This is a genomic window from Vibrio japonicus (genome assembly GCF_024582835.1).
In the GTDB taxonomy this organism is placed as follows: Bacteria; Pseudomonadota; Gammaproteobacteria; order Enterobacterales; family Vibrionaceae; genus Vibrio; species Vibrio japonicus.
Map to the genome: position 1 here is coordinate 654,391 of NZ_CP102097.1, position 16,486 is coordinate 670,876.

Consider the following 16,486-nt stretch of genomic DNA (forward strand, 5'->3'; position numbering starts at 1 on the left):
GGATAGGCATGCTATTGACTAGTAGTAACATGAGAAATCTAATGTCAAATCAAGCTCAAACGATCACACAGCCAAAAGCTAAGGGCAACTTTTGGATGTTTTTAATCCCATCACTGGTGGGACTGTTCCTATTCATGGCTCCTATCAGCTATCAAGGTGATATCACAATCCCTGTTGCGGTACTGGCTAAACTCCTTCAAAACGTTATTGGCGACCACTTAGTTAGCGTTGTCACTGCAATTATCGCTTTTATGGCAGCGGCATCCGTGCTGTTCAGCATCGCTAAGCCGTCTTTTATTGCTAACAACTCATTTTTGAACGGCTTATTCAGCCCGTCTCCTATCTGGTTAGCAGTCCGTGCAATCGGTGGTATTGCTGTAGTGATGGCTTACTTCCAAGTCGGCCCTGAAGCAGTATGGGAAGAAAATACAGGTGGCCTAGTGCTAGAGGGGCTTCTTCCTACTCTATTCTCCGTCTTCATCTTTGCTGGGTTGCTGCTACCGCTGTTGATGAACTTTGGCCTACTTGAACTTGTCGGTACGCTCCTTTGTAAGGTCATGCGCCCTGTGTTTAACCTACCTGGCCGTAGCGCGATTGATTGTATCGCTTCATGGTTAGGTGATGGCTCTGTAGGTATTCTATTAACCAGCAAACAATATGAAGAAAAATTCTATACTCAGCGTGAAGCTGCCGTTGTAGGTACGACCTTCTCAGCGGTTTCGATTACCTTCAGCTTAGTCGTTATTGCTCAAGTGGAACTGGAGCATCTATTCCTTCCATTTTACGGTGCAGTTTGTTTAGCTGGTATTGTCGCAGCAATCATCATTCCACGACTACCACCGCTTAGCACAAAGAAAGACACATTCATTGATGGTACCAAACCTGAAAAAGACGCCGATGCAATTCCAGAAGGTTACACAAGCGTATCTTGGGGTATGGAGTTAGCACTTGCAAAAGCAAGCAAAGTGAAATCTTTTAAAGATGTCTTCAGTGAAGGTGTTCAAAACGCTATCGATATGGTGTTTGGCGTTCTTCCAGTTGTGATGGGCTTGGGAACGATCGCTCTAGTGGTCGCAGAATACACGCCAGTATTCAGCATCCTAGGTCAACCGTTCATTCCATTCCTAGAGCTACTGCAGATCCCTGAAGCGGCAGCAGCGTCTGAAACGATTGTGGTTGGTTTTGCTGATATGTTTATTCCAGCCATTCTGGCAGCGTCTATCGACAGTGAAATGACTCGCTTCGTGATCGCAGCAATGTCGGTAACTCAACTTATCTATATGTCTGAAGTTGGTGCTTTATTATTAGGCAGCCGTATTCCAGTTAACATTTTTGAGCTGTTTGTAATCTTCATATTACGTACATTGATTACACTACCCGTTATTGCAGGTGTAGCTCACTTGATTTTCTGATAATCAACTTAAATAACTGGTAAAGCCCTCAATTTTGAGGGCTTTTTTAATGTCTTGCGTCCTAGCAGGAACTTCCATCAGACCCATCTAAACGCCTGTTTCACGATAAAAAACGCCCCTTTTAAAGAGCATTATGTATATAATCAACAATAAGCCAACTCACCCGGAGGAACTATGGTGAGATTAGTTGGAGTTATTTTACTCCTAATGAGTTTTCAAGCTGCAAGCTCACCGTTAATCGTTCAGACGGGCGAGCAAGAACCAAGTGCCCTTTCTTACACTGAAATGGTTGAGAAATTTGCACAAACGACATTAAAAACAAAGCTGCCTTGGTTTGAAGAAGAACAAACGTTTACAGGTATAAAAGTTACAGACTTACTAAAGTTTTACAAAATTGAAGATGTTACTTCTGTCTCGTTCTTGGCACTCAATGACTATACAGCTACAACAAAAATCGAAGACATATACAGCTACGAACCGATCATTGCGTATGAGATCAATCGTGAAAAAATCAAAGTTAGGGATAAAGGACCTTATTGGTTGATATTCAACTTAAAGAAGTATCCTGAGCTCGATAACATCGACTTCCATGCACAAATGGTGTGGCAAATTAATAAAATCACTATTCATAGCAAACATGATTCGACTAAAACGTAAAGCAATCAACTTCCATTCATTCTTGTATAGTGCAAAAGCGCTGCTTCTTGTGCTATCCGTCATGCTGATTTTTGCAAACCTGCACCTCCTAAGCTCAACCAAAGATTTGGTCAAATCCTACTCAGAACAACAAAGCCAGGCCAGATGGTTTCTGTTTCAGCTAACAAAAGAATTCTCAGAGCTCAATGCCGTTTCTCAATATTCAGAGAAAAACGACGATTATAAACAAAGAGTCAAACTCAAGTATGAGCTCACTTGGAGTCGATTTGACTTACTACTAAACAACAGAGAAGCAGATACATTCACTTCCTTGCCCGGCACCCGTTCATTTTTTCATTCAATATTTGATGACTTTAAATCACTCGAACCAAAATTGGATCTTATCGACAACGAATATTATGCGCAGGAAGTCTCTGCGTCACTAACCTCAATTTACCTAGCGATGATCCAGTACGTGAATAATAATTTTCGGATGGAAAGCCCGTTGTTTAAGGGGCAGTTAGAAAAAACAAAGGTACTCAATAAATTGCAAATTGCGATGCTTTTGATTCTTTTCTTTTGCTTTGGTTTAACGAGCTTTATTTTTCATAAAGAAGCTCGCTATCATCGTAAACTGTCACGAACAGACTCTCTGACCAAAGTCAAAAATCGTTTAGCTATGTTCCATGACTTAAATACACGAATCGAACGCAATCAAAAATTCTCGCTATTTATGCTGGATTTGGATGGATTCAAACAGATAAATGATAATTATGGCCATCAAGCTGGAGATCGAGCGTTGGCTCAAATCGCGCAACGCATTTCCAATCTTGGTCTGCCCTGTTACCGAATGGGTGGAGATGAGTTTGCAATCGCAGCTCGTAGCCAGAACTGCGAAGATGACTTAGCTCAGATAAATTCATGCTTTATCGAACATGTCGACATTGGTGAGAAGCAAATGGTGCAACTTTCTACTAGCATCGGGGTAGCACATTTCCCTTCCGATGCAAAAGAACTAACTCAATTAATCTCTATCGCGGATGGAAACATGTATGAAATGAAATTTTTGAGGGAAGGTAAACTCTTGTCAAAAAACGCGTGCTAAATGTTTTGTTAGCATTTTCTGGTCCAGCTCAGCGCGGCTTGCTCCAATGTTTTCAAACAACGTTCAAAGCTAACGACATCCTGACGGTAAGGATCCGCGATATCACCTTGATTAATCCATTGACCAACCAACAAGGTCTTTGAACGAATGCCTGCTGCTACCTTTGATACCTCCTCTAATTGGGAGTGGTTCATTACCAGTATCAGGTCAAAGTCTTTCAGCATATCCGGACTCACTTGCCTAGCTTTATGTTCGCTTATGTTTAAACCATGGTTTTCGGTCACTGATATCGCTCTTTCGTCTGCCGGGAAATCATCGAAGCGCAATTCAGTAACTTTTATACCAGCAGAAGCGATCACTTTACCTGGTAAGTGCTTTTTAAACAGCGCTTCTGCCATTGGAGAGCGACAAATGTTAGCGGTACAAACAATAAGAATAGACTTGAACACTTAACTTCCTGACTTGGTATTTAACGGACTGAAATCCAACGGCTTTTTGTTCATTGCTGGTAAAATAGAAGTAGAAAAACACACAAAAAGAACGAATAAAAATGTTAATGCATTGGCCATAGGTTGCAAATTGAAGTCTACTGAGATGTGAATCAGCATACCTAAAATTGCTATCAAAGAACCAAAAGCAAGCCCTTTCATGGTGCGACTACGCCGAATGTACTGAGTTTTCATAGACAGATACAAAGCATATATCACCATTGCACCGAGCATGAGTGTTGCTGGAACCCCCGCTTCAACCGCAAACTGAATATAATCATTATGGGCATGGTCATAAAAGCCAACATCAGCTTTACTATACCCAGGGAAAACAGTATAGAAGCTTCCCATTCCTGTACCTGTCAGAGGATAGTCTTTAATAATATCTAAGCTCCATACCACTACCTGATCTCGTGACTCTACCTCGACCGAGCTTTCCACAATTCGCTGCTTAACTTTATCTAGCCCAAATAGAGTCCCAACGACTAACGTATCCACTGCTAAGACGCTCACTATCAACAATGTTAGCGCTCGTGGTTTTGAACGGTATATGGCAAGCGCCAATAATCCGCCAATCGCAGTTGCAGCAAAAAACGCGATATTCCCCATTCGGGAACGTGTCATCACCAAAGCGATAACCATAACCACTAAAGCGAGCCGAATTAGCATCTTACTGCTTAGCACCCCGTTGAGCAGTCTTTTAATTCGTATGAACCACGAGCGTGACTCCGACGTATGCAATTCTGAAACAATAAGACCTAACCCCATACATAAACAGAGCATTAGGTAATTAGCAAAGTGATTCTTATAAATGAAAGACCCAGTCGCAATTGCTTGTTCTGGGGAGCCCCAAATCGGACTTTCAGTTGTTCCTATTAACACAAGGGTTGCGCCGTAAAATGCCTGAAAGCATCCGCTAAACACCAGAGCGCTAGCTGCGAGTTTTAAACGATCTCCGCTATTAACGAGTAGTATTAAGTTGAATAGAAAAAGCCAATAACTCACTCCGCGGAGCAAAGAACGAAACGTCATACCTCGATCTAATGAGACTGAAGAATTCGGCGCACCTACTAGAGCGTACAGCTCTGCAGACTTGCTAGAGATGATACCAATCAACCCTTCTGGCAATACCATTGTTTGGAACAATACCCAGCATTGAAAAATGCCGACTGGCAATAACAAGAATTTGAACTTACTGAGATATCCCCACGGGAGTGAGTTCCTATATACAAATAGTAAGCTCAGCGTTTGTAGTGCAATCCATATTTCAGCTATCGACCATGCCCAAGGGCGGTTACTACCGAGTGGTATCGGCAACCAAACCAGTAAAGCAAGTAGAGAGAGAAAGGTGGCTTTTTCAATATTTTTCATGCATAAGTAAGCGTAAAGCCCAGCAAAAATACTGGGCTATGTATCGCTGATTAATTTGGTGAAACAACCGCATGGCCGCCGCCGTTGTTCCCTACAGCTGGTGCAACAGGTGGCGCGATAGCGTTAATACTTTCTGGAGCTGTTGCAGGGGCTATACCTGCAGCTGTCGCTTCAGAGAACTGTGTCGGGTCTACCCCAGCTAATAGTGCAGCGGTGGTAATAAGTTCGTTTGATACTCCTTCTACACGGGCTATTTCTGCGATTTCTAATGCGCGTTCTGGAGCAATTTCAAACGCGCTCTGAACTGTAAGTTGTTCGTCGATATTCTCTGTCCGTAACAAAATAGTTAAAATATCGAGGACAATATCGGGGTTGGATTTGTAAGCTACGATAATATCCTCTTTGGTTAGATTCTTACCTAGCTCAGGTTTTATCCCTTCAAGTGATGCGATTGCACCAATAGGCATTATCAAAGCAAGTGTTATTGTTAATCGAGATATTAGAGTCATTATTTCTTCCTTGTGAGTGATAACTGACTAAGTAAAAGCCGAAATCTTTAAATACTTAGTCAATAGTTTATACATGGTCAAAGCCTAAGATTTTAAATAACTCTCTATGGAGAGTTAGTCGAATCAAGAGGTATAGAAATACACTTGGGATGTGTTATGCCATTAAACTTAAGTAGATGACACATTCGATGTGCATTAACCGAATATGTCAGTGCGTACGAAAGCTCATGTCGATATTTCCATCTAGCAGACAATGTTATAAAGCGAGTGCTTAATTCAATACGCTGCCGACTATCTAAAGTACTCCACCGACTAAACTCTAAGTCGAAATACGAAAATATCGTCAAAGGCATATGTGGGCCAAACCTAAAGGCAAATTCTCTTAAATCAGTTTCAGTTCCACTTTGAAACGGCGCTCCACCAAATCTTGAAAGATCAATATAAGTCGCATACCAAGTTGGTCGATACTGTACACTTTTTAAAAAATAATGATTAGCTGATTCTATATTTCCAGTGCTAGGAAACAAATACGCATTCCAACTTGCTACCCTACCCGACAAATCATATTCATAGCCACCTACAACCCCACTAGACAACAACTTGTTAAGTAATAACTTGTCATTATTTACGCTAAACCTATCAACTAGTTCTATATTTTCGTGATAGCGAGAAAGAGAGCGCTCTAAAGCACTAGCATATAACGTTGATATTAATTGGAGACAGGCGAATATAATAAGAGAAAGAGAAATCAACCCTAGCAATAGCGCCCTAACGTCAAAGTTATTTTTTTTGCTACGATTCATTTTGGCAATTGTGGCGCGTTTGGAACCTTTCTTTGATTAGTAGCCAAGCAAACTGAGAGTTGGTCACTAAATAGCGTTTCCACATGCGCCTTGGTTCTTGAATAACCCGGTACAACCATTCTAGCCCAGCTCTCTGCATCCATTCCGGTGCACGATTCACCTTGCCAGCCACCACGTCAAACGTACCACCGACACCCATAACAAAACTCACACCTAAACGCTCACGCCATCTGTTTATAAAGTTTTCCTTTTTCGGAGATGTGATGGCAACAAATAGTAGCTGCGCGCCTGATTGACGAATCTGTTCAACCACTGATTCTTCGTCATCCCAGAAATAACCATGATGAATACCAGCAATCTTCAAGTTTGGATGTTTCGCTTGCATTCGTTTCGCTGTTTCTTCAACAACTTCTTGTTTTGCACCCAAGTAAAACACCGTAAAAGCTTCTTGCTCTGCCATCGCGTTTAACTGGTGGAACAAATCGACGCCCGCAACACGCTCTGGCACCTTATGACCTAGGGCGTTGGCACCCCAAACGACTCCCATACCATCAATATTGATAATATCGCATTCGGTTACGCTTCTCGCCAACTCAGCGTCTTTACGCATATTTACTAGCTTGGCAACGTTTACAACAACATGCTGAGTAAATTGTCCATTTAAGATTTTGTTTCTGATATCTGCGACAGTTTCTTCCATTGTGGCTTTATCCATAGGGAAGCCAAGAAACTTAATACGTTTCATTTTTATCTAACCTTATTCCACAGTAGTTATCTTGAGGTTTCTAAATAAGATCTCATTCTTATTTTCAATATCCCGATGACGATACATCCCTATCTTCAGATAATGCTGATAGTTGTTGTGCATATTCTTACCAGAGAAATTAAATTCAACTCCATTGACATGCACTGCCAACTTTCCTTCATCTCCCTCTGACCACAAGAATTCAAACTTCAAGGTATTCCACATACCCAAATGAAAAGGCAGTATCGTACTATCACCATTATAAGTTACGCCAAATTTCGAGTCCGGCGCCGAGTAAAGGGAAACTAAAGGACTTCGACCAGGGAAGCCTTCCCAGGTTTCACCCAGTGCAGGATCGGGTTGATCATGCCACTGAGTAAGGACAAACCAGCGACCTTGAGGATCAGAGGAAAAATATCTTGGAATATACAATTGATATTCATAAGTGACTTTGTCTCCCGCATTAAAAGGGTAATTCACGGTGAGCTCTGAACGTAATCCGTTATGTATTTCGTCCTGGCACTCTCTAATCACAAACTTAAGTTTATTATCCAGAGGGATAATTGTTTTATCATACACCGCCTCGAGTCTCATAAACTGCATAAGCCCTTGAGCATTCAGTGAATTTGCGATATTTTCAATTTGTTGCTGCGTTGTGCTTGCATTTAAAACATGAGGAAAAATAAAACACAGACTAGCCAACAAGTAGTTAATGGCATTTCTCTTAACACCTATCATAAATCTCTCGCCACTTTGGAAGAATCACTTGAGAAGTGAAGTTAGCTTGATAAATAGTAAAAGCTTGGGCGGTTACACTCTCCAATTCTTTTGGTTTGGATAATACGAATTCAAGCTTATCTCGGATCTGTGTGACATTGCCCGGTTCAACCAAGTAACCAGAATATCCATCTTGAATGACTTCAGGAATTGCACCAACAGGTGTAGTGATGACTGGAATCTGGCTACCCATAGACTCGATCAACGTCATAGGTAAACCTTCATTGTATGCAGGTAATATCATCACACTGCACGAATGCAGTAATTCACTTTTCTTTTGTTTATCCACCCAACCGTGTACTGTGACTTTGTTCTTTAGGTTTAACTCCGTAATCAATGCATCCACTTTGTCGTCTTCACCTGCACCACACAGGTGTAAATGGTAATCACAGCGCATTTGTGCGCATGCATTGAGTAAGTCGTAGATGCCTTTGCGCTGAATAAATGCGCCAAGAAAAAGAATATCTTGAGCGTTTTTACTGGGCTCTAACTCGATAACATCTACATAATTATTGATGACCGAAACATCTCTACCTGATATTTCTTTCACATACTCTTTCCATCCATCGGAAAGTGTGACAAATGCATCGACGTTGTTAATTAACCAGATAATCAACTTCTGGGTTAACTTTCCACGAGTAGAGAAATACTGTTTAAACTCAGAACCGTGTAAATGGACGATGGTGGAGTTTGAGAATATTTTCGCAATCATTACAAACGTCAATTTACGCCAGAAGCTGCCTTTATACGACATATGGCAATGAAGAACTAACTTAGAATTTCTAATCGACAACCACAATAATCGAAAAATACCAGAAATAAATAAACCAAGATCTTCAAGCTTATTTCTGCCACGGTGTGTTATAAGCCGAGTGTGCTTAGAAGAATCAAATAAGCCATTTTCTTCATAACCTTTAATTACCGAATCTATTCCACCCGGTGCCGCTGTGCCAACGGACACTATGTGTTGTTGCATGAATCAAATTTCCAGATATGACGTTGAGAAGATGAGGAACCATTATAAGAAATAATCTTTCCAGGATTACCAACTACGATTGCGTTATCAGGCACATCTTTGGTGACCACTGCATTTGCACCTACAACCGCATTGTTACCTATAGTTATGCCACCTAAAATAACCGCTCCTGTACCAATGTATACATTGTCTTTTATAGTGGGGAATTGATTGTTCTTACCTGCAATTGTTACGCAATGAACAATTGTCGCATTGCTACCAATAGTAACGTTTTGTCCCCAAGACGTTGCAAACACGTGGTACATCGAAAAGCCAGGGCCAACATTGGCTCGATAATTGACATCAGAGGTATAAGCTCTCTTGTAATACATAAACATAAGCTTAGGCAGAATTCTAAGGATAGGATTCGAGTCAAAATGCTTTGCCAATCTCATCCAAAATACAAACTTGAACCCCTTGCGAAAACACAGATCTCTTAAAAAAATCTTGAGGCTAACTGAACCGTTTTGTCGATATAAGTCCGATTTAACTAAATAAGATAAACTATGCTCTTGCATGGATAACCTCGTTGATTGCTGTGAAGTATTGATCAGCAATCTCTTTCTCTGAGAAATCTTTGGATCGTGTGATCAACGCTTCCCTAGCCACCAAGGGATATTGCAACTCTTCAAGAATAGCGTCTGCTAAAGCATCACTATCACCTACATCCACAAGTCTTCCATACTTACCGTTTTCTAGAATTTCCGCTGGCCCGTAATTACAGTTTGTAGAAACGATAGGCAAACCAAAAGACATGGCCTCGACAATGACATTGCCAAATCCTTCCCAAGCTGAACTCAATACGAAGATGTCAGCATCACGGTAGTACTCTTCAACTTTGTCGGTGTAACCAGAAAATGTCACTTTTTCTTGCAGGTTAAGGGTTTGAATCAATAGGTTCACTGACTCAAACTCCCTTTTACAAAATATGCCACCAACAATTGTTAAGTGGAACGAATTGGATTCAGTTAGCTTAGCCAAAGCACGAATTAAAGTAGGATAATCTTTTTGTTCCGTAATACGCCCAACAGCAACGAGTTTAACTATTTTGTGTTCATTGCTGAATTCTTTAGAAACATCAGATTGAGTAAAGCGCACCGGATTATATATTGTGGATACTTTCTTATCACTCCCCATAAGTTGGCTAACTTGACCAGACAAACCTTTCGATACACATATAACGGATTGGGACAGTTTATAAATATGCGAAACATAAAATTTTAGGATCATTTTTTTAAGATTACTTTTTTTTCTCCAATGCTCTGTGAGGGAAGCATGTTCCGTCACTATCACGCGCGAAGTTTGTCCAGCTATTAACGCAGACAACAGAGTTGCTGCATTCGTATCCGTATAAGCTGAAATGATGATATCTGGTTGCTCTGATTTTAAAAAACTGCTGAAAGGAATAATAGAGTTCATCGTTCTTGAGGCATTAAGGCAATGTACTCTATGACCTGCTTCTATAGCAGTTGCTACATTTTCACTGCCCAATCGATCCACTACGAAACAGATCGCTGTACCTTCTATTCTCTTAAACTCTCGCGCCAAAGAGAGAAATACCTGCTCAGCCCCACCAAATCCTAACTTGGATATACGGAAAACAATTTTCACTTTTTAAACCACCTTTTTATGATTCTATGCGTATTTGGGAAACCAAGAATAACCTTCTTTCTATGTGAGACATTTCTATCGAAAATATAACGAAAAAATAGCCTAAAAAATTCCGAACGAATTTCATTTGGAACTTTGGTTCCGTTTTGACAACGATATAATAGATATGCAATGTTGATTTTCAAGTAGTCCATATAACGTTCATCAACATTGTCTAGAGATTGATAGAATGATAACAAGTTGTAAAAATAATCAGGCTTGATATTAAATGTCGCACCACTTTGATTAAGTCTATAACCGTAAAGTGCTTTATCTATATGATAAATCGATTGAACTTTCTGATAAATTCTAGTGAATAGCATTAAATCCTCACAAAATTTCACGCCTTCTGGAAATTTATCACTACCAAAAAAATCACGTTTTATGATCCTCAACCAAGGGTACCAAACTGAGCGGGAATAAATGGACTCACGAACATTACTTACCTCATTCATCCCAAATTTTTGATAAACAAACTTAGCGGGAGAGCCATCTACAGGCTTATCGTGGTAAAACGTTTTAAAGCCAAACTCAATGACATCTGGGTTATGATCGTGAACTACCGATAAGACATTTTCAATATAACCATTGAGTAATACATCATCAGAATCAAAAAAGGTTATGTATTCTCCAGTTGCATGGTCCAAAGCTAAATTTCTTGCACTGCTGACACCACCGTTTTCTTGTCTAAGTAGCTTCAATGCTCCAGAAGATATTTTTTTTTGATAATTATTGATTACAATGTCATAGCTTTGATCTGGAGAACCATCATCTACAACGATTATCTCGACTCTATCATCTTCTTGGTCAAAGTATGAATCTAGTGCTTGTTTTATATAATCTTCAACATTATATACAGGCATCACTATCGTTAGTAACTTCATGATTTAGTTCCTAATGTGTACATGGCTAAACTGTATGCCTGTTTTGGTCTAATAAAAATATTCCAAAATCCATAACAACCGTAAAAGAATATCCCTCTCGTTTCTTTAAAAAACATATAAAGTAAAAAGTCGGCCATAAAATAAGACAGTACAGATACGACTGCTGCCCCCTCAATGCCGAACTTTGGAATAAGTAAAAAATTCATCGACACACTGAATACTGCGACAACAGCGGATTTAATAAATTCGTACTTACCTAATCCTTTAATGATCAGCAACCTCGAATACAGTGCCGCTGGAAAGATAAACACCCAGCACCAAACAGAGATCGATAACACATCACCAGCACCCTGATACTTATCTCCATACAGCATGTAGATAATATCGTCTGAAAAAATACTTACGCCTGAAGAAAGAGCCAAAGAAATAACGATAAGAATGATCGTGAGGCCACGAATAAAATCATCAAAATTTTCATTCTTATCAAAGTACAAATTTGATAGTGAAAGATAGAATGTCATCGTGATGATATGACCAAGAAATACTAGTTGCATAACTAACTTGGCAGCAGAACTGTAAATACCAACGCTGGTCTTATCCAGCAGGTGTGAAATAATTAAAATGTCAGCTTGCATAAAGATTGGAAATAAAATAGACGAGCCAATCAGTGGAATGGCCTCTCTTAGTAGTATTTTTGCCCTATCCAAATCTAGGCGTACACCTTTAAATAAAGAAGGCTCTGCCGACCGCAAAAAAGCCCCCAAAAGCAATAGGAATTGGATTGCTGCTTGCACTGGAATAAATAAGATAACCCAGTAGTACTCCAGATCCATCCATATCGCAATTGCCAAGTAAGCCAGTGCAACAAACCTAGAGATTAAGGCTGATTCGCCAAGCTTCCTTGGCTGGTTGATCGCTTGAAAGTAAAGCCTAAGCACAGTGGCTCGAGCAAAATACGTCGTCAGTGAAACCGCTATATAGATGACGAAAATATCGTAATCAACGTGACCTTCGCTTGAAATCAAAAGTACCGCATACACAGCAAGAGAGTAGATCACCCAACCCAAAGTTTGCATGACAAACACGGTCAACAGATAGCTAAAGTTTCTTGGGTCTTTCGCAGTATCTCTTACAACAATATGATCTAGTCCAAGGACAACCAGGAATGAGACCGTCGCAGAGAGTGCTTGAATGTAGCTCAGTTTACCTAAATTTTCAGGTCCAAACATTCTTGCCACTACAATTACACTAACTAATCCAAATGCTACTTTTGTTATGTTTTCAGTTGCGTACCAAGCTGCTTTTTTTAAATTATAGACTTTAGACATTCAGATTATGTTCTCTATATAACTTATTGGCGGAAATACAGGACACCAAAATAAACAAATACCACAGCAGGTTAGTGGAAAATAAAAATGTTGTTTCTGTTATGTTATGTAGGGTGATAAACAAAAAAATGGAAAAGAGTAAGGCAAAGCCCCTTTCTCTTATTAAACAAAAGATGTTTATTCCCGTATTTACAATGTAAAACGTGAATAGAAACAGTCCGACTAATCCGATGGAAACGATAAGGTCAATGTATCCACCGTCGGATGCCGCTAACGACTCCACCCATAGTGGGTTATCTGTAAAGAGATCGGTGTAATAGATTTCAGAAAGCTCACCTTTACCCCAAACAGCATTAAAGCCAAAACCATAAATAGTATTGTTTTCTGCGTGTAGCAACATGGTAAGCCACAGCTTCCCGCGACCGGTCAATAACTCTTCATCCATTGAGTAATAGAGATAATCGAGGACTTCAAATCGGTATAGCACCGCCATCAAAAATGCAAAGAGAAGCAATAAGAATGATGTAATCTTGATTGGAACTACTAGAGCAAACTTGCTACCTCCACCTAGCCTATACGCAACAATGCTCGCCATTGAACATATAAAAAACAGCGCTATCGACGTTTTTGACATAGAAAGTAAAAGCAACAGCAGCGACATCACTGAAAACATTATCGACAGCTTTCGTCTGTTAACTAGGAAGTCATAGCAACAGATCAACAGGCTCAAACTCATGACTAAACCAAAGTTGTTTTTATGGTTGTAGAAACCAACCATACCTGCCTCACCAAATGCGTTTCCCCCGAGCACAAGCAACGAAAGGAAGTTAATGCTAACCACAACGTAAGCCGTAATGGTAAGCGTTTTTAGAAGTGTGCTTATACTGAACGTAAAAGCAATCAGCACCCCACTCAGAAACATCATCGTTTGAATAATGGCTTCTTCGAGACTCTTATGCCCCCAAGACGACCATAAAACACTTACGAAACACCAGATGAGGACTATAGCTAACTGATAGTTGCTCATCACCTGTTTGATAATGATTGGGATGAACTTAATACAAAACAAGAGATAGATGAGTAAAGTCGCGAATAAAACCTTTCTATCAAAAAGGTTGTGGCCCACAAAAAGAAATATCAGAGATATTAATAAAACGCCTTTGACTAAATTGTCAGTATTTATTCTTTCAAAGTCCATTCTATCTGTGTATATGCTGGTAAGTTTTGGAGACATAAGAGCCAAGTTTAACTTGGCTCTTACTGTTTTAGACGTTAACGCTAAACTAGAGTTAAACGAGTCCACGTGTATCAATAACGACCTTACGAGCAAATTCGGACTTATCCGCGAGCTTGAATTGTCTGTGGTCGACTAATACAACAATAACGTTAGCGCGTTCAAGCGCTGCGTCGAGTGTTTCGAAGCCAACATTTTTCTTAGCTAAGTTTTCTGGCAAGCCGTTAACGTTTGGTTCAACGGCAATAAGTTCACCAATTTCGCGCTCTGCTAACTCTTCAACTATCTGCAATGCTGGGCTTTCACGTAGGTCATCAATATCCGCTTTAAACGCTAGTCCAAGACACGCGATAACTGGGCGCTTAAACTCATTTGCCGCTTTTTCAACTTGTTCAATGACGTGATAAGGCTTGGCATCGTTAATTAAACGCGCTTGGCGAATTAACTTTGCTTCATCTGGTGCACTATCAACAATAAACCAAGGGTCAACCGCAATGCAGTGACCACCGACACCTGGGCCTGGGTTTAGAATGTTTACACGTGGATGACGGTTCGCCAGTTTCACTAGCTCCCATACGTTTATCTTCAATTTCTCACAGATGATCGAAAGCTCATTCGCAAACGCGATGTTCACATCTCGAAAGGAGTTTTCTGTTAGCTTAGCCATTTCCGCAGTGCGCGCGTTGGTAACAATACACTCGCCACGAACGAATGTTTGGTACAACTCTATTGCTCGCGCGCTACATGCAGCCGACAAGCCTCCAACAACACGGTCATTCGAAACCAACTCTTGTAAAACATACCCAGGAAGTACACGCTCAGGGCAGTGCGCTATTTTAATGTCTGCAGCATCACCTACATCTTGTGGGAACGTTAAATCAGGTCGAGCTGATTTCAGCCAATTCGCCATTTTTTCCGTTGCACCAACAGGAGATGTAGATTCAAGAACAACCAAATTACCCTTTTCTAGTTTCGGTGCAATAGCTTTCGCTGCTGCTTCTATATACGAAAGATCCGCTTTATGCTCACCCGATTCACTATGTAAAAACGGGGTCGGTACAGCGACCATAAATGCGTCCGCTTTTTCGACACTGGTCGTCGCTCTTAAATTGCCTGTTGCTACCACACCCCTAACAACGATATCTAAATCTGGTTCAACAATATGTATATTACCCGCGTTAATCGTATCTACTGCATGTTGATTAACATCAACGCCGATCACTTTTATTCCACGAGATGCGACGACTGCCGCTGTAGGCAGACCTATATAGCCTAAGCCAACAACTGACACTGTATTAAAAGACATAAAACTATCCTGACTAAAAGTATTAAATTATAAAAATAGGAACACTCACGCTTGGCTAGACTGACATGAGGTATTTTTTAATGAGTAGCGGAGATGTACTCTTTAATAATGTGAGTGATACGTTCACATGTTTTGCCATCGCCGTAAGGATTGTGGGCTAAGCTCATTTCCTTGTACGCGGTTTCGCTACAAAGCAAGGTTTCTACTTCTCTCACAATTATTTCTTTATCTGTTCCAACCAACTTAACCGTACCTGCCTCAACTGCCTCAGGTCGCTCAGTCGTTTCACGCATTACCAAAACAGGCTTACCTAGTGAAGGAGCCTCTTCTTGAATCCCTCCTGAATCAGTCAAGATGATATGCGCTCGATTCATCAGATAGACAAAAGGAAGATATTCTTGAGGTTCTATTAAGAAAACGTTTGAAACACCTTCAAGTAAACGTCCAACAGGCTCTCGTACATTTGGGTTTAAGTGGACAGGATAGACAATCTGACTGTCTGGATGATTACAGGCTATCTCTCTCAATGCGTTACAGATATTCTCAAATCCATCACCAAAACTTTCTCGGCGGTGACCTGTAACAAGTATCAACTTTTTATCGAAATCAAGATAATTGAATTGTTGGGAGTAATGGTCAGATAAACTTTGATCATTTTCCAATTTATCTTTTACAAGTAACAATGCATCAATAACACTGTTTCCCGTAATGTGAACACCAGATTCAATATTTTCTCGTTTAAGGTTTTCCGCAGAAGTTCTTGTAGGAGCGAAATGCAACGCTGCTAATGTACCCGTGAGCTTTCTATTTCCTTCTTCTGGCCAAGGAGAATAAATGTTCTGCGTACGTAAGCCTGCTTCCACATGCCCCACTTTAACTTGCTGGTAATAAGCAGCTAAACTAGCAGATAACGTCGTCGCTGTATCACCATGAACTAAAACCATGTCCGGTTTGAAGGATTCTAAAATAGGTTTGAGTCCAGTTAAGATACGACTGGTGACATCATTTAATGTCTGTCCCTGCTTCATAATATTCAGGTCATAATCAGGACTGATTTCAAACAAGTCTAAAACCTGATCAAGCATTTGTCGGTGCTGACCAGTAACACATATTTTTGCTTCAATATGTTCATCTGATTCAAGCGCTTTTACCAAAGGAGCCATTTTGATGGCTTCTGGCCTCGTACCAAATACTGATAAAACTTTAATATTTGAATTCATAGC

16 protein-coding genes are annotated in these 16,486 nt (G+C 40.3%); 3 read left to right on the top strand and 13 right to left on the bottom strand.

Annotation, left to right across the window (positions count from 1 at the left end):
- The first annotated feature begins 41 nt into the window (after positions 1-41).
- The 3 genes from NP165_RS16145 (at position 42) to NP165_RS16155 (ending at position 3,153) form a co-directional block, all read left to right on the top strand.
- Complete coding sequence (locus NP165_RS16145; protein WP_257086775.1) at positions 42-1,412, top strand: YjiH family protein; 1,371 nt, start codon at positions 42-44, stop codon at positions 1,410-1,412.
- Between the two features lie 207 nt (positions 1,413-1,619).
- Positions 1,620-2,069 (top strand): putative pterin-binding protein, encoded by a 450-nt coding sequence (locus NP165_RS16150; RefSeq protein WP_257086776.1) that lies wholly within the window; start codon positions 1,620-1,622, stop codon positions 2,067-2,069.
- Positions 2,050-3,153: a GGDEF domain-containing protein gene (locus tag NP165_RS16155; RefSeq protein WP_257086777.1), complete on the top strand. Its 1,104-nt coding sequence runs from the start codon at positions 2,050-2,052 to the stop codon at positions 3,151-3,153. Before NP165_RS16150 ends, NP165_RS16155 begins: the two co-directional genes overlap by 20 nt.
- Positions 3,154-3,161: 8 nt before the next feature.
- Here the strand turns inward: NP165_RS16155 and NP165_RS16160 are convergent, their stop codons facing one another.
- The 13 genes from NP165_RS16160 to wecB form a co-directional block, all read right to left on the bottom strand.
- Positions 3,162-3,602, bottom strand: coding sequence for a low molecular weight protein-tyrosine-phosphatase (locus tag NP165_RS16160; RefSeq protein ID WP_257086778.1), 441 nt, complete (start codon positions 3,600-3,602; stop codon positions 3,162-3,164).
- Positions 3,603-5,012, bottom strand: a complete 1,410-nt coding sequence (locus NP165_RS16165) for an O-antigen ligase family protein (protein ID WP_257086779.1) — start codon at positions 5,010-5,012, stop codon at positions 3,603-3,605. It lies immediately after the preceding gene.
- Positions 5,013-5,062: 50 nt separating this feature from the next.
- Positions 5,063-5,521, bottom strand: coding sequence for a hypothetical protein (locus NP165_RS16170; protein ID WP_257086780.1), 459 nt, complete (start codon positions 5,519-5,521; stop codon positions 5,063-5,065).
- 792 nt (positions 5,522-6,313) lie between these two features.
- On the bottom strand, positions 6,314-7,069 hold the full coding sequence (locus NP165_RS16175) for a WecB/TagA/CpsF family glycosyltransferase (protein ID WP_257086781.1): 756 nt from the start codon (positions 7,067-7,069) through the stop codon (positions 6,314-6,316).
- A gap of 12 nt (positions 7,070-7,081) precedes the next feature.
- Positions 7,082-7,807 carry a heparin lyase I family protein gene (locus tag NP165_RS16180; RefSeq protein WP_257086782.1) on the bottom strand — a complete coding sequence of 242 codons (726 nt, stop codon included), beginning with the start codon at positions 7,805-7,807 and terminating at the stop codon, positions 7,082-7,084.
- On the bottom strand, positions 7,794-8,822 hold the full coding sequence (locus NP165_RS16185; RefSeq protein ID WP_257086783.1) for a glycosyltransferase family 4 protein: 1,029 nt from the start codon (positions 8,820-8,822) through the stop codon (positions 7,794-7,796). The genes NP165_RS16180 and NP165_RS16185 overlap by 14 nt, the downstream gene beginning before the upstream one ends.
- Entirely contained in the window at positions 8,807-9,379 is a 573-nt protein-coding gene (locus NP165_RS16190; protein ID WP_257086784.1) for a serine O-acetyltransferase, read from the bottom strand. The genes NP165_RS16185 and NP165_RS16190 overlap by 16 nt, the downstream gene beginning before the upstream one ends.
- On the bottom strand, positions 9,366-10,472 hold the full coding sequence (locus tag NP165_RS16195; RefSeq protein WP_257086785.1) for a glycosyltransferase: 1,107 nt from the start codon (positions 10,470-10,472) through the stop codon (positions 9,366-9,368). Before NP165_RS16195 ends, NP165_RS16190 begins: the two co-directional genes overlap by 14 nt.
- A complete protein-coding gene (locus NP165_RS16200; protein WP_257086786.1) occupies positions 10,469-11,395 on the bottom strand; it encodes a glycosyltransferase family 2 protein in 927 nt (308 codons plus the stop codon). Before NP165_RS16200 ends, NP165_RS16195 begins: the two co-directional genes overlap by 4 nt.
- The gene (locus NP165_RS16205) at positions 11,392-12,723 is read right to left on the bottom strand and encodes a flippase (protein WP_257086787.1); all 1,332 of its coding nucleotides are present in this window, start codon (positions 12,721-12,723) and stop codon (positions 11,392-11,394) included. Before NP165_RS16205 ends, NP165_RS16200 begins: the two co-directional genes overlap by 4 nt.
- Positions 12,716-13,648 (bottom strand): O-antigen ligase family protein, encoded by a 933-nt coding sequence (locus tag NP165_RS16210; protein ID WP_257086788.1) that lies wholly within the window; start codon positions 13,646-13,648, stop codon positions 12,716-12,718. Before NP165_RS16210 ends, NP165_RS16205 begins: the two co-directional genes overlap by 8 nt.
- A 364-nt stretch (positions 13,649-14,012) precedes the next feature.
- Positions 14,013-15,263, bottom strand: coding sequence for a UDP-N-acetyl-D-mannosamine dehydrogenase (wecC, locus tag NP165_RS16215; RefSeq protein ID WP_257086789.1), 1,251 nt, complete (start codon positions 15,261-15,263; stop codon positions 14,013-14,015).
- 77 nt (positions 15,264-15,340) lie between these two features.
- Positions 15,341-16,483, bottom strand: a complete 1,143-nt coding sequence (gene wecB, locus NP165_RS16220) for a non-hydrolyzing UDP-N-acetylglucosamine 2-epimerase (protein WP_257086790.1) — start codon at positions 16,481-16,483, stop codon at positions 15,341-15,343.
- Positions 16,484-16,486: the final 3 nt, after the last annotated feature.

Excerpts from the sequence above, each read along its gene's own strand:
- NP165_RS16155 (WP_257086777.1), top strand. The coding sequence starts at position 2,050 with ATGATTCGACTAAAACGTAAAGCAATCAACTTCCATTCATTCTTGTAT.
- NP165_RS16190 (WP_257086784.1), bottom strand. The coding sequence starts at position 9,379 with ATGCAAGAGCATAGTTTATCTTATTTAGTTAAATCGGACTTATATCGA.
- wecC (WP_257086789.1), bottom strand. The coding sequence starts at position 15,263 with ATGTCTTTTAATACAGTGTCAGTTGTTGGCTTAGGCTATATAGGTCTG.
- NP165_RS16180 (WP_257086782.1), bottom strand. The coding sequence starts at position 7,807 with ATGATAGGTGTTAAGAGAAATGCCATTAACTACTTGTTGGCTAGTCTG.
- NP165_RS16145 (WP_257086775.1), top strand. The coding sequence starts at position 42 with ATGTCAAATCAAGCTCAAACGATCACACAGCCAAAAGCTAAGGGCAAC.
- NP165_RS16165 (WP_257086779.1), bottom strand. The coding sequence starts at position 5,012 with ATGAAAAATATTGAAAAAGCCACCTTTCTCTCTCTACTTGCTTTACTG.
- NP165_RS16205 (WP_257086787.1), bottom strand. The coding sequence starts at position 12,723 with ATGTCTAAAGTCTATAATTTAAAAAAAGCAGCTTGGTACGCAACTGAA.
- NP165_RS16175 (WP_257086781.1), bottom strand. The coding sequence starts at position 7,069 with ATGAAACGTATTAAGTTTCTTGGCTTCCCTATGGATAAAGCCACAATG.
- NP165_RS16170 (WP_257086780.1), bottom strand. The coding sequence starts at position 5,521 with ATGACTCTAATATCTCGATTAACAATAACACTTGCTTTGATAATGCCT.
- wecB (WP_257086790.1), bottom strand. The coding sequence starts at position 16,483 with ATGAATTCAAATATTAAAGTTTTATCAGTATTTGGTACGAGGCCAGAA.
- NP165_RS16185 (WP_257086783.1), bottom strand. The coding sequence starts at position 8,822 with ATGCAACAACACATAGTGTCCGTTGGCACAGCGGCACCGGGTGGAATA.
- NP165_RS16200 (WP_257086786.1), bottom strand. The coding sequence starts at position 11,395 with ATGAAGTTACTAACGATAGTGATGCCTGTATATAATGTTGAAGATTAT.
- NP165_RS16210 (WP_257086788.1), bottom strand. The coding sequence starts at position 13,648 with ATGATGTTTCTGAGTGGGGTGCTGATTGCTTTTACGTTCAGTATAAGC.
- NP165_RS16150 (WP_257086776.1), top strand. The coding sequence starts at position 1,620 with ATGAGTTTTCAAGCTGCAAGCTCACCGTTAATCGTTCAGACGGGCGAG.